The 13859-nt window shown below is 56.9% G+C and carries 12 protein-coding genes; 1 reads left to right on the top strand and 11 read right to left on the bottom strand.

Features of this window, described 5'->3' with window-relative positions; translation table 11 throughout:
- Positions 1-37 precede the first annotated feature (37 nt).
- Complete coding sequence (locus HFD94_RS21325) at positions 38-520, bottom strand: type VI secretion system tube protein Hcp (RefSeq protein ID WP_010246100.1); 483 nt, start codon at positions 518-520, stop codon at positions 38-40.
- 322 nt (positions 521-842) lie between these two features.
- On the opposite strand from HFD94_RS21325, the gene HFD94_RS21320 reads away from it, so the two are divergent.
- Complete coding sequence (locus tag HFD94_RS21320) at positions 843-1061, top strand: hypothetical protein (RefSeq protein WP_010246103.1); 219 nt, start codon at positions 843-845, stop codon at positions 1059-1061.
- Positions 1062-1258: 197 nt separating this feature from the next.
- On the opposite strand, the gene HFD94_RS21315 is transcribed toward HFD94_RS21320, so the two are convergent.
- The 10 genes from HFD94_RS21315 to HFD94_RS21270 form a co-directional block, all read right to left on the bottom strand.
- Entirely contained in the window at positions 1259-1918 is a 660-nt protein-coding gene (locus HFD94_RS21315; protein WP_010246109.1) for a hypothetical protein, read from the bottom strand.
- A gap of 133 nt (positions 1919-2051) precedes the next feature.
- Positions 2052-3551 carry a type VI secretion system contractile sheath large subunit gene (gene tssC, locus HFD94_RS21310; RefSeq protein ID WP_010246111.1) on the bottom strand — a complete coding sequence of 500 codons (1500 nt, stop codon included), beginning with the start codon at positions 3549-3551 and terminating at the stop codon, positions 2052-2054.
- A complete protein-coding gene (gene tssB, locus HFD94_RS21305; RefSeq protein WP_010246114.1) occupies positions 3548-4081 on the bottom strand; it encodes a type VI secretion system contractile sheath small subunit in 534 nt (177 codons plus the stop codon). Before tssB ends, tssC begins: the two co-directional genes overlap by 4 nt.
- Positions 4082-4162: 81 nt before the next feature.
- Positions 4163-5176: a type VI secretion system protein TssA gene (gene tssA / locus HFD94_RS21300; protein WP_010669900.1), complete on the bottom strand. Its 1014-nt coding sequence runs from the start codon at positions 5174-5176 to the stop codon at positions 4163-4165.
- A 16-nt stretch (positions 5177-5192) separates the two neighbouring features.
- The gene (tagF, locus tag HFD94_RS21295) at positions 5193-5909 is read right to left on the bottom strand and encodes a type VI secretion system-associated protein TagF (protein ID WP_167433533.1); all 717 of its coding nucleotides are present in this window, start codon (positions 5907-5909) and stop codon (positions 5193-5195) included.
- Between the two features lie 14 nt (positions 5910-5923).
- Positions 5924-9553 (bottom strand): type VI secretion system membrane subunit TssM, encoded by a 3630-nt coding sequence (gene tssM, locus HFD94_RS21290; RefSeq protein ID WP_122888993.1) that lies wholly within the window; start codon positions 9551-9553, stop codon positions 5924-5926.
- Positions 9554-9556: 3 nt separating this feature from the next.
- Complete coding sequence (locus HFD94_RS21285) at positions 9557-10795, bottom strand: DotU family type VI secretion system protein (RefSeq protein ID WP_010246128.1); 1239 nt, start codon at positions 10793-10795, stop codon at positions 9557-9559.
- 14 nt (positions 10796-10809) lie between these two features.
- A complete protein-coding gene (gene tssK / locus HFD94_RS21280; protein WP_010246132.1) occupies positions 10810-12153 on the bottom strand; it encodes a type VI secretion system baseplate subunit TssK in 1344 nt (447 codons plus the stop codon).
- Positions 12154-12158: 5 nt separating this feature from the next.
- On the bottom strand, positions 12159-12653 hold the full coding sequence (gene tssJ / locus HFD94_RS21275) for a type VI secretion system lipoprotein TssJ (protein ID WP_033786065.1): 495 nt from the start codon (positions 12651-12653) through the stop codon (positions 12159-12161).
- Between the two features lie 23 nt (positions 12654-12676).
- Positions 12677-13273 (bottom strand): hypothetical protein, encoded by a 597-nt coding sequence (locus tag HFD94_RS21270; protein ID WP_010246138.1) that lies wholly within the window; start codon positions 13271-13273, stop codon positions 12677-12679.
- Positions 13274-13859 lie beyond the last annotated feature (586 nt).

Raw genomic sequence — 13859 nt, 5'->3', positions numbered from 1 at the left:
TTATAGCCTCCCCCTGAGGGGAGGCTGCTGACCAGAATTACGCTTCTTTGTTGCCTTTGATGTCCCAGCCGGCGCTGCTCTCTGCGCCTTTGCCGCCGGAAGAGCTCTGCTCCCAGTACTGCTGCTTCACTTTAGAAGCCTGGAAGGAGTAGGTCATTCCCAGGGTATCGCCGTTGTCGGAACCATTGTAATTTACAGCGGTAACCAGAACATCTTCCAGGGTAATGCGTGCATACTCAACCTGAGAGCCACCCGCTTTACAGATAGAGAGTTCGACTTTAGCGAGATGTTTACCGCTTGCGCAGTTCTTCAGCAACGCCGTGGTCGATTTGTCGATCAGTGCATTAACGTGCAGGTCGTTGAAGTTAACCTTACCCGCACCGCCGCCGCCGCCAACAGACATGTTGCCTGGCTGAGAAGCACCCCATGAGAAAGAGGTGATATCAGTCCAGCCAGTGTGGTTTGAGTCTTTAGACTCGCCGGTGACTCCGTCAACCTTCATAAACATATCAATAGCCATTATCTTTCACTCTTTATTGGTTAAGATTATTGCTTTCAAAAAAGCAAGGATATGGCAAAAAGAAAAGCATGGGGCTGAATAAAACAGTCCATATTTTACCTTTGCCTTGCTTCTGAAATATCGTTATAAACCATATTCCAGACGTCGTATTGCCGGTTATTTAACCGGACAAAAATCGGTATGCATTTTCATGGCGAGAACAACAGCAGATAATCTGATGCCCTGCCATAGACCTCATGCCCAGGCGGTCATTTCATAGACAGCATCCTGGCAGATCGTTTATAGTAAGCAGGCGCTTATAAAGTTCACAGAAGGAATGAATATGAAAAAGATCATCTCACTTTTCCTGATAGTCGTGTTGTCGCTGCTCTCTCTCTATGCCATCGCTGATATTATTGGTTCGATATATCTGGTTGCTCGCTATGAAAACTTTACTCTTTCTTCCTCCGGGATTATTGCTGGTAAAATTCTCTTCACCGCCGTCTGCGTGGCCTTTATTTTTATTTTAATTAAGATATCACGCAGAAAACTGGTTAATTAATTTGCTTCAACTTTTGCGCCACGGCATAAAGCGATATTGACGCAGTTATTGAAATAATAATCAGGACTGCGTTAATAACCTTACCCATTACTGATATGTCCCAGTCAAAAAACAGAATATAATAACCCGAGCAGGTAATTAATATCAGGGCAGAAAAAAAGGTCAGCAGATAACTCATTAAAAAGAGAGCGGCCTTTTTAAACATCATGCATTCCTTCCACAAAGTTAGTAAAGACCTCATTGGCGAGCGGGGAGTTATTCTGTTGCAATGCAATTGCATCCAGCCAGGGATCAATGTTGTCCTCCAGCAGGAAATAGAGTAAATCAAGATCGCCCGCTCCGCGCAGCAATGCGTACACCTCCTTGTTCTTTTTCATCAAATCTCTGGAGGTATAGATCGATCTTGAAACTGATGCGCCAATTGTGATGATCCCTGTCATCCCCGCGCTAAAAAGAAACTTAGGTATGACCCGACTAAAAAATCGTGAGACGATCGCATCCACAAAAAGGTATTTAAACGTAAAAGAGCCTGCAGCGCTTCCGCCCATTTTGACCAGCATTTTTTCTAACTGCTGTTCATTAAGGCGTTTAATATATTGCTCAACCACCAGCTTAATTAGTTTCCTGAGATCGTCACTGGTCGCCCCTTTTTTCAGTAAGGTGAGCAATCGAATACGATCCGTCTCGTTATCCCAGCGATGATCGCTATCTAAAAAGTCTTTGGTCAGCGCATAGAGATCACCCGGAATAGAGGTAAATCCACTTATTGCACTCACCATAAACGTCTCAACGCCTGATTTCTTTTTGGTATTGAACAGGCCCAGCATGCCATCGGCGATATTTTTCGGTGAATCCATGTCCCACATCCTTTTTTATGCAGCAATCTTTCCCGTAAACCGGGAGCGTAAAACCCTTTGTCCCGGTTAACTCTGTGACTCAAGGGAAACGTGATGCCCGGTTATCCCAGGCATCACGCCTCCCTTTCAACCCTTACGCATTATCATTTTTCAGCGACGGCAGCTTAGAGACCAGACGCAGAGAAACCGTCAGACCTTCCAGCTGGTAGTGCGGACGCAGGAAGAATTTCGCGGAGTAATAGCCAGGATTATCCTCCTGCTCTTCCACATTCACCTCGGCAGCCGCCAGTGGCTTGCGTGACTTGGTCTCCTGCGAGGAGTTAGCCGGATCGCCATCGACATAGTTCATTACCCAGTCGTTCAGCCAGCGTTCCATTTCATCACGCTCCCGGAAAGAGCCGATCTTGTCGCGCACGATGCACTTAAGGTAGTGCGCGAAACGGCAGCAGGCGAACAGGTAAGGAAGACGCGCGGCCAGACGGGCATTGGCGGTAGCATCAGCGTCGTGATACTCCATCGGCTTCTGCAGTGACTGCGCACCAATAAAGGCAGCGAAGTCAGAGTTTTTGCGATGTACCAGCGGCATAAAGCCATTTTTCGCCAGTTCGGCTTCACGACGATCGCTGATGGCGATTTCGGTCGGGCACTTCATATCCACGCCGCCGTCATCGCTCGGGAAGGTGTGGCACGGCAGATTTTCCACTGCCCCACCCGACTCCACGCCGCGGATTGCGGTGCACCAGCCATACTCTTTGAAGGAGCGGTTGATGTTGGCGGCCATCGCGTAAGCCGCATTGCTCCACGTATAGTTGCCATGATCGGAACCATCGGTCTGCTCTTCGAAGTCAAAGCTGTCAACCGGATTAGTACGGATACCGTAAGGCAGACGCGCCAGGAAGCGCGGCATCACCAGGCCCAGATAGCGTGCATCTTCCGATTCACGCAGGCTGCGCCAGGCAGCATACTCAGTGTTCTGGAAGATTTTGGTCAGATCGCGTGGATTCGCCAGCTCCTGCCAGGACTCCATCTGCATCACTTCGGGCGCGGTGCCGGTGATAAACGGACAGTGCGCGGCTGAGCCGATACGTGCCATCTCACCCAGCAGCTCAACATCCTGCGGGCTGTGGTCAAAGTAGTAGTCGCCCACCAGGCAGCCAAACGGCTCGCCACCGAACTGACCATACTCTTGTTCATAAATTTTCTTGAACAGCGGACTCTGATCCCAGCCGGCACCCTTGTAACGCTTCAGAGTACGACCCAGCTCCTGCTTGGAGATGCTCATAAAGCGGATTTTGAGCATCTCGTCAGTTTCAGTGTTGTTCACCAGATAGCTCAGGCCGCGCCAGGCGCTTTCCAGCGACTGAAACTCCGGATGGTGAATAATCTGGTTCACCTGCTGCGATAGCTTTTCGTCGATCTCCGCGATCAGCGCCTGAATGGTGCGATAGGCATCGCTGGAGACGGTAACGGTGTTCTCCAGCGCCTGCTGCGCCAGGGTTTTCACCGCGCTTTCGACCGCAGCACGTGCCTGATCGCTTTTTGGCCGGAACTCTTTATTCAGCAGCGCGCTGAACTCATCCTGACTGAAACTGGCTGCGCCCTGCGACTGCGGTTGTTGTGAAGTCTGCGTCATGCCTGCGGCTCCTTACCTTCAGTGGCCTCATCCTGCTTTGGCAGATGGGTCAGGGCCTGCAGCAGCGTAGGATCCTGCAGCACCTTACCAATCAGCTCTTCCGCGCCGTTTTTGCCATCCATATAGGTCAGCAGGTTCGCCAGCTGGGTTCGCGCTTCCAGCAGCTTGCTCAGCGGCTCAACGTTGCGGGCCACCGCGTCCGGCGAAAAGTCATCCATGCTGTCAAAGGTCAGATCGATGTTCAGCTTGCCTTCGCCATTCAGGGTATTGTCTACCTGGAACGCGGCGCGCGGCTTCAGTGCTTTCATGCGCTCATCGAAGTTGTCGATGTCGATTTCCATGAATTTACGGTCATCAATGCCTGGCTGTGGCTCCAGCGGTTTACCCACCAGATCCGCCAGCACGCCCATTACAAACGGGAGCTGGATTTTGCGTTCCGCGCCATAAATTTCCACGTCATATTCAATCTGAACGCGAGGCGCGCGATTGCGGGCAATGAACTTCTGCCCACTGGATTTGCTTGTTGCCATGGTTTTCTCCATACATGATGCGCGGATAAAGTGTCACAGCAGGCGCGCAGGTCCCGCTGAGTGTGTGTGCGTCACGCCTGCTTAATCGCGACGTCCGAAAATGGTTTCCAGCTGATGTACGCCGTCGGGTGCCAGTTCGCGGATGATCTCCAGAAAGTCGCGCTCGATTAAGCGCTGTACACGGTCGATCATCAGTGGGGCCGGATGACTCGGCTCATGCTGGGTGAAGTAGAGCTTCACTTTCTCCAGCATCAGCTGCGCGTCGGCGCGGGAACTGATCTGCACCGTGCGCCAGTCAGCGGCAGCGCGCGGGTTGGCCGGTGCAGGCGATGCCGCGGTTTCTGCGGGCTGTTCCACGGCGGCTGTGGGGATCAGCGCATTGATATCTGTGGCCTGGCAACGTTCAGCGATCAGCGCAATCTGTCTGCGCAGCTGTGTGAGTTCCGGCACCGCGGCTTCGCCCAGTCGTTCGGTCACGGTTTCGCAGATGGTCTGCAGCCGCTCATGAATCTGCAGCACCGCCTCAATACCGGGCTGGTCGCCGCGCGCCAGTTCGTCGATCAGACGCGGCAGGCCGCCAGGATAGTCCGCGACTTCGGTTTTACTGCCGTCGCACAGGGCGGCCGCATCGCGCAGCGTGATGCCGTCAGAGGGATAGCGCAGCAGCCAGCACTGACGCACCGCGCCGCTCAGATCAGTTTTGTCACCCAGCAACGCCAGCGCATTAATGCGGTAGAAGGGATCCTGCTCGCCGAACTCCTCCAGCCGGGGCCACAGCGGCTCCCAGTAGAGCAACAACGCCTGTTCAATCAGCTTCAGGCCCTGGGCATAGCCCGGCAGCCCTTTCAGTTCGGTCCAGGCGTGGGTCAGCGCCAGCATTACCCGCAAATCTTTGCTGCGCGCCAGCAGCGCTATCGCCAGCTTCTCGACTCTGTTCCAGTCGGCCGGTTCTGCCGGAATGATGGTATTGCCAAACTGCTGCTCCGCTTTACCGGCGCTGGCCTGCTCCATCGCCTGAAAATCGGCGTGATACTCCAGGTTATCGCCGCCGGGATTGTCCTCGCTGACCGGAGCCAGCAGAGCCTCTGTATTCATCGTCATGCGTGTCGCCTCAGGATTCAAACATCGGGGGATAAAGTCCGTTTCGTCCCGGCTTTGCCCCACCGGCCGGATCAAACAGCAATGAAAAGAGCTGGGCGGTAAAATTACCGCTGTGAACCTGGGTATAAAGCGGAAAACCGTCGCTTTGATTGGTCCACCAGAAACTGGTGTAGAACTGCGGGTCGAAGTTCTCGCCCGGCAGTGTCCAGTTCAGTGTCGAAGGGGTATCGCCATGCCCGATGACGTTGAGAATGTCTGACGTCTCGTCCGACTCCTGCGGCGGCTGCGGCTGAGGAATGCTGATCAGCGCCTGATCCAGCTGCTCCGGTGACCCGCCGCCCTGCACCACCCGCAGCAGCGTGTTGCCCACCTGCTGATACCACTCGCCGGAGCGCGCCAGCAGGGCTGGCGACCACTCGCCGGGCGTGAAGTGGCGCAGTGCGCAGAGTGGGTAGTTACGGCCCACGCTGTCACGCGCGGCAATCAGGCAGCCCATCTGAATCAGCTGGCTGCCCAGCATCGGCGGCACCACAAAATTCCAGACCGGCGCGTTGAGGAACGGGCGCGACGGGGCGTTATCACTCTCCTGACTGCTCTGCCAGTGATGCAGGCCCACCTGAAACCAGCTGGACCATTGGCGATAGAGCACGTCCGGGAAGCGGCGCTTCACAAAGTCACCCGCGCTGGGCACTTTGCCGTACCAGCAGGGTGCAGCGTAATGAGTCATTGTCGGGTCCTGTTTCAGGGGCAGCTAAAGCCGGGAAGCTGGAACGGGTTACGAATGCTGCCAGGGGTGAACGACAGCGTGACCTGATGACCGTCCACGCTGAAACTCGCTTCGCGGGTCAGGCCGCCTGCCGCTGTCAGTCGGGCGCGGTCAAAGAAGCGATTGAGCGCCCAGGGACCGCTGGTGACCAGCGTGGAGGTGGTGCCGTTGGTCAGACCCAGCTGCATCCGCACCTGGCTGGTGCCGCCGGGGCCGGGCCAGCTGACCATCTGTACCGCCTGCGGTCCGTGGCTGTAGCGTAAAATCTGCCCATCCACATCCAGCGTCAGGTTAAGGATGTCGTTATCCATTTTTACCGTACGCAGCGTGACGCGGAAGCCGGGCGTGGTCGCACCGTTGGCAAAGAAGGCATCGCGGATTGACTGCGCCTGCTGGAAAGGCCGCAGCAGGGCTTCGCCCCCCGGCAGGGTTTTACCGTCAATGCCCGGCGTAAAGCGCCACGCCGCGTTGGTGGTGTCGACTTTGCTGGCCAGGTTGTCGCGGAAGAAGCTGTCCATCATGCCGCTGCCGGGTGCAAACATCCGCGCCAGATCGTCTGGTGTGACCTCACTGCGCGCAGAGCGAACCAGCGGATAGCGACCCGCGATCGCCTGGCGGCAGAAACTGCCCACTTCCATGGTGATGCGCTTGCGGACGTTATCCATATCGCGGCGCTGTGCGTCGCTGCTGGCACCCACCGCCATGCTGGAAACCATGTTCTGCAATGAACCCGGCAGACGGCCGGCACTGGCCTGCAGACGACTGATGGCATCGCTGGCCGGTGGCGGCATCCCGCTGTTCGCCGCATCCTGCACGGCGGTGAGGTAGCGATAGAGATCGTCAATCTGATGCAGGAAGTCATCCACCGCCAGCACCTTACTGCCCTGCTGCAGCGGCTGGGCCAGCTCCAGAACCGGCGCAAAGTGCAGCGCGACGGCCTGCTCCGGGGATGCCTGAGTAGCGGCCTGTCCGCGCGCGGCACTGGCCTCGGGCGAGGTAAATAGCGCTTCAAGGGTGCGGGTGGCGCTGTTATCCGACGGCTTTGCTGCCTGCGCGGTTTTCTCATCCGGCTGCGCCCGATTCAGCGTCAGCAGACCACCGAGGTTGATCACCAGCTGGCGCAGCGGCGAATGGTTGCCCGACAGCAAACGGGCGGTGTTGATGCGTTGCGAGAGATCGGCACTGCTGTTGAGCTGAATGTCGCTGAGGAACTGCTCCCACTGCCGGATATAGTCCTGCACGTAGAGCTGGCGCACCGCAAGATCCGTCTGCTCACTTTTCTGCTGCGGCGCCGCGCCGCCCAGCACCCAGAGATCGTCCTGATACAACGCCTGGGTCACCGGGGCAATCTGCTTATCCACGTGCTGCCAGTAGCCATCCGGCGTATAGAGACCCGCCACACCGTCATTGACCGATTTACCGCTTTTGCGGGAAAACACCAGCTCGCTCTGGGGACCACCCAGCGCCGCCAGCGTCACCGGCTGCAGGCTGTCATCGCGTTGCAGCAGGCGCTTCAGCCGTCCATAGACGCGCTGTGACAGCGGCATCTGATTAATCAGCGCCTGCTCGCGCTTTACCAGCGCTTCATCCTTCGCATACGGCGACGAGTGAATCTGCGTCTCCAGCAACTGTTGCAGGTGCCACGCCAGCTGTTTCACCTGCTGCTGGGTAACGTTCTGCGGCAGTTCGCGTGACAGGTTGAGCATCAGCCACGCCTGCAGGAATTTGCCATCATAGTGCTTTGGCTGGTAGAGCATCTGATACGCTTTCAGCGCTTCATAGCTGTAGTCAGCATCACTGCCGTTGTCATTACGCAGCCAGCGGGTGATGTTCTGCGCCACCTGCGGCAACAGCAGCTGTTTCAGTGCCTTGTCGTAGAGCGCACGGGTGGCATCGCTGACCTCGGTGCCGCGATAAAGCCCCATGCGGCGCGTCAGCGGCGGTGCTTCCAGCGAGAAGTCGGCGCTCTCCGGCAGGTGCAACAGAGTGTTGAGATAAGGCACCAGCGCAAAGAGGTCGCCATTGACCTGCTGCTGAAGCTGATCGCCCAGTTGTTCAACCTGCGGCGCTTTAGCGGCCATCTCCTGCAGATAGGCTTTGTTTTTACTGTAGCTGGTGAGCCACAGCGCCCCGGCCACCAGCAATATCAGCAGCAGCGCCAGATAACCCGACCAGAGTCCGGCGCGGTTGCGCAGCTCCCACCAGCGGTTGCTGCCCGCCAGACCGGACTCCAGGAAAATCACATTTTCCAGTACCCCTTTCAGGAAGAAGCTCTGCCCTTTGTTCTGCGGGATAGGCGACTCTTTATCGACCTTATCCCAGCTTCCTGACTCGCCAGCCTGCTGCCCCGGCAGATTCAGTGCGCGGTTCAGCTCGCCCATCACCCGGTCAAACGGCAGTCCCTCCTGGGTGCCGCTGGCAAAGTAGATACCGCGCGGCGCGAACTGGGTTTCAAAATCGGATCGGGCAAACAGCGTATCCAGCGCGTCTGCCAGCAACGGTCGCAGCGCCGCAAACTCCTGCGGGAAGAGATAGCTCTCTGCCCGCGCCTGCGCGTCGCTTTCCGTCAGCAGCCGATCGGCCAGTCCGGCATCCAGACGCTGTTGCAGCAGGGAGTACTCCTGCTGGAACTGGTTATTAAGTTCGAAATCGGCGGCGGACGCTTTCGCCCAGGGAAAGGTGAATCCCCAGATTTGTTCACGCTGCGCTTTATCCAGCGAGGCAAAGTAGCTGCGGAAGCCTTTGAGCAGATCCGCTTTGGTGACCAGCACATAGACCGGGAAACGGATGCCAAGGCGATCGTGCAACTCCATCAGCCGCTGACGCAGTGCCAACGCCTGATTACGCAGCGCCTCGGGCGACTGCGACAGCAGGTCGGAAACGCTCAGCGTGACGATGACGCCGTTGATCGGCTGACGTCCGCGATATTTACGCAGCAGGTCGAGAAAATGATGCCATTCGCTGGCATCACGCTCCTGCTGACTCTCCTGGGTACTGTAGCGCCCGGCGGTATCGAGCAGCACCGCGTCATTGGTGAACCACCAGTCGCAGTTGCGGGTGCCGCCAATGCCGCGCAGCGCCGACTTGCCGAATTTATCTGCCAGCGGAAACTGCAGCCCCGAGTTGACCAGCGCGGTGGTTTTACCGGCACCGGGCGCGCCAATGATCATGTACCACGGCAGTTGATAGAGATACTGACGGCCAAAGCGCTGTGCCCAGAACGGCGTGCCCTTGCTGCTGTGGCGCTGGAAGTGCGCCTTTTTCAGCATGTCAGTGGCTTCGGAGAAACGCCCTGCCAGCACCTGCTCTTCACTGGTCAGGCGCTGACGATCGGCTTCCGGCGCATCGCTTTTGCCGGTTTCGAGGCTCGACATCAGCTTGCGATTGAGCCAGATGTTATAGAGCCGCGGAATCGCCTGGCCCAGGCCCCACACCAGATAGAGCAGCGCGATACTGATAATGCGGTTCTGCTCCGGCTCAAGCGGCCGCGAATCGACGATTGAGAACACCGGGCCAATTACCCAGATGATAAAAGAGAGCGCGGTAATGCCGACAAAGCCCCACGCGAGGCGGCTGGTCAGCACCGCAAACAGAATATTCAGCATGGATCAGTTCCCTCTCGCCAGGCCGTTGAGTTCGGCATGCGTCGCATCCGGTGCTACCAGCAGGGTAATTTCAACACGACGATTACGTGCGCGATTTTCTGCGCTGTTATTAGGCACCAGCGGATTGCTTTCACCGCGCCCTTCCGCTTTCACCCGTGACGGCTGCGCCAGCTGCTGTTGCAACAGGGTCTGTACTGACCGGGCACGTGCCAGCGAAAGCTCAAAGTTGGAGGCGAAGCGGGCACTGCGGATCGGCACGTTATCGCTGTAGCCAATCACCTGAATCTGGCCGCTGACATTGTTCATGGCAGCAGCGATGCGCTGGATTACGTCGGTGTAACGTCCGCGCACCTCGGTGGCCGCCGAGGCAAACAGTCCGTCCCCTTTAAGCGTCACCACGCTGCGGTCCGCTTCGTCACGCACCGCTACCAGCCCGGCATCAATTTCCGGTTTCAGGAAAGCGCGCAGGTTCAGCGTGGCGGGCGGTGGTGGCGCAGGGTTGCCGATCTTCACTTCCGGCAGCGCCGTCTGATAGATACGGGCCAGTACCGGCGAGGTGTAATCGCCGAGACGCCAGTTGAGCACGATGTAGAACAGACAGGCCGCCAGCCCCGCCACCGCCGCACAGGCCCACAGCGGGATCATTGGCCGCCACAATTTGCGCAGGACCGGCTGATCGGTGGGATGCGGAGACAGCGCCGCTGCATAATTGCCACGCACGCTTTTGATCATCTGCAGCAGGCGCTGTTTGATGGTCTCCAGCTGCGAGCGACCGTTGTCCAGCACCCGGTAGCGTCCTTCGAACCCCAGCAGCAGGCAGAAGTAGATCAACTCCAGCATCAGAATGTGGCGTCTTGGGTTCTGCGACAGCTTAGCCAGCAGCTGAAAAAACTTTTCGCCGCCCCAGGTTTCATTGTGAAAGGTGACCAGCAGACCATTGCTGGTCCAGACGCCGCGGCTGCCCCACGGCGTCAGCGCCGCCGCCTCATCCAGCGCGGTACAGAGACAGTATCGCGCGCCGATGATCACTTCATAGCCCAGGCCTGACTGCTGGCAGCTCAGCTCGAAGCGCCGAATCTGATCGATCAGCTGCTGACGCAGCTGCGCCGGGTCTTCATGTGATACCGAGTGACGGATCTGAGGAATGGCGTTAATCAGGGGGTTGGCCGCCGCGACCAGCACATTCTGATGGCTGGCCTCCGGCGCAAGATCGCTGTGTGATTTTTGTTGTTCCTGCATCATGCTGCGTGCTCAGTTTATGATTCTGACTGACTACGAATGGCCCAGAACTCCATGTTCAGACCTGGAAACTCACCGGCAAGATGCAGCGCAAAAGCGCCCGAGCGCTCCATCTCTTTCCATAGCTCGCTGTTCTTATCCAGTTCGAAATAGCTGTATCCGGCATGCCACGGGATCTGCGGCGGCGCGCCGGGCATCGCCCGAAGTGCCAGACCGGGCAATTGCAACTGCACCAGATCGCGAATTTTGCTGACCGGGGCGACTTTCATCTGCGCCGGGAAGTGGGTTTTGAGGGTGTCGGCTGGCACGCTGGCTTTCACCGCCAGCACAAAGCCAAACTCATGCACCATACTGCTCTCCGGCACGGTCGCGACGTTAAGACCGTGCGAGCGCTGAATCAGCGGCAGCTGAATCGCGCTCTCTTCCATCACCTGGGACAGCCCCTGACGCAGCAGCAGTGACAGGCGGCTAAAACAGCTGTGCAGATCGTCATGATCGTAGAGCGGCAGGCCATCGGGCGCGCGGGCTGGCGTCCAGGTACTGAGCTCCGCCGCCAGTTGCAGCCAGTGGCTGTAGAGCGTTTCAGGATGCAGCAGCGGCAGATGTTGCAGATGAGTGTGCAGGCCAAGCTGACGATTGAGCAGCGCCAGCAGCATAAAATCGACCATATCCGCGCTGTTGAAACGACCGGTGCCCGGCGCACGCTGACTCAGCTGCTGGCTGCGTTGCTGGATCAGCCCGTGCAGATCGTTGAACATGTTTTGCAGCGGACGGCTGCTGTTAAGCGTCAGCATCGGCGGGATGTAGTCGCTGTCGAGCCGGATATGGTTGTCGCTGCGTTTTTCAATCACCTGAGCCACGCCCATGGCGGTCCACTCGGCGGTAAGATCCTGTTCCAGCATCAGCCGCAGACGCAGCTTGCCGAACTGCACCGTGGCGCTGCCCACGGCCTGGGCATTGTCATCTTCCACTTCCGCTTCCCAGGCGAGGTAGCGCGCCAGAGAATCCTGCGACTCCTGAAAGGCCACCGCTTCGCGGCCATTGCGGCGTGCCGGAATGGCCAGCACCACTTTGCTGCGGTCAACGGAGGCAGGCAGATCAAGCGGGGCCGGACCGTGCTGTGGCTGGCTGAAGGCAAAAAACGTGCCGTCAGGCAGACAACCGCTGGCGGCGCTCAGCGCCAGTTTCCCCTGGCGCAGCAGCGCTTCATCGAATTCCAGATCGTAAAAACCCCAGGTATAGGCGCGCTGCGACTGGCCCCACTCACGCAGGGTGCTGAGAAGATAATTTTCTGACTGCTGGAAATGGTGAGGACGCAGAAACATCCCCTCGGTCCAGACCACCTTTTCGGCTCTGTTCATAGACATCACTGTTTTTCCACGCGAAGGCCGTTAATCCCCGCCACGATGCGCGCATTCAGCTCACCATCGTCACGCTTCCAGAACGCCCAGAATGAGGGTGATTCGCCTTCGGGAACCGGCAGCGACAGTCGCCAGACCTTGCCATCCAGCGCCTGATATTCCGCCATGATGCCGATGAAGCGCGCCTCGGGCAGACTCTTAATCCGCAGCGTTTTATGGGGCTGAGTGGAAGTCAGGAAGAACTGTTGCGTATTGAGTTGCGCATTACCCAGCGCGCTAGCGGACTGGTTTTGCAGGGAGTAGAAGTCAGCCGACATAAATTCCGCATCGGAGGTCAGTAATACCACCCGGATTTTCAGCGGCGCACCGCCGTTAACCTGGTTTTGCGCCTGAACGTCCAGGTTGTACCAGGCAACGGGCTGTGGAGTACTGCTGCACGCGGTCATCAGCCACGTCAGCAGCACTATCAGCGCCCCACGCCATTGCGTTGTTGTCATCATCCCGCCCTCCCTGCTTAGTGCGATTAGTTAATAATCCAGGTTCCGTTAGTGCTGTTCTGGCAGGCGGTGCTGTCACCGTTTACCGCAACACAGGTTTTCTTCTTGCTGCTGCGCACCCGGCGCTTCGGCTGGTCAGCCTTAATCGTCTGATCGTAAAGCTCGCTTTTCACCACGGCGCGAAACGGCACATAGCCGGTCAGCTGAACAGTTGCCTGCGGTGCTGCGGAGGGCGTTGACTCTTTAACGGCACTGCTGGCTTTACCCGGTTCAGGTTCTGCTGACGCCTGAGCGGGTTCACCCAGCGCCAGCCAGTTGTTCTCTACCTGACCAATCACGGTGTAGCTTTCGCCGGTTTTCAGCGTCTCCACCACCTTGCCGCCAAAACTCGGATGGCTCATCACCGAAGCGGGATAGAGCGCACGGTAGGTTTCATTGACCGGGCTGAACTGCGCAGGCGGTTTAACCGCATAACGGTGACTGATCACCACGCCATCCACGGTGCTGGTGACCAGCGTGTCATCCGTCATTTTTGGCGGCGTTTTACAACCCGCGACAGAAAAAACAAACATCAGGCCTAACGCAATACGGAGCTTCACCATTTTTTTCATGTTGTGTTCCATTCATATCCTGGAGAGTGGCCAGAGGCCGGTTGTCAGTAATGAAAATCGGGAATGTGGTGCTGATAGAGCGCCACTTAGTGCCAGCCTAAAAGAAAAACCTTAAGCAAATAGCGTTAAAGTGCCATGGCGAGGCACTTTAAAAGATCAACTAACGTTAACTATTAAAAAGCAACTATGGCGACCGGGACAGGTGCAGCGAGAAATCTGAGCTGGCAAGAAATGATCATAAACATGATCTATTTTTTTGCGTCAGATTGGATGAAGAAGGCAAAACCCAAGCTTTACTTATGCCATCCCTGGCCGAAAAACGGACATATTGACTCAGATTTACAGTTGTGACGCTATTCGCTGACAAAAGAAAAAAGCGCAGCGCATAGACTGATTTTCCTGTTTTTACGATCACATTCAGTAAGTTACAAGATGTGTATAAGCTCATAGCTACCGCACGAGCCAGGTATATCCTGCCCGTAGGTATGAAATCACAATTCCTTTGTAAACATAAGCTGCGAGTTTACAGAAGATTGACAAAATTTCAACGGGCCACTTTCATAAGATTTTACTTAAGTAAAGTTTAAGTAATTTACTT

It is taken from the genome of Pantoea sp. EKM20T, from assembly GCF_011800485.1.
Lineage (GTDB): Bacteria > Pseudomonadota > Gammaproteobacteria > Enterobacterales > Enterobacteriaceae > Pantoea > Pantoea agglomerans.
Note: the sequence above shows the minus strand (reverse complement) of the source record. Positions and strands in the feature narration are given on the sequence as shown.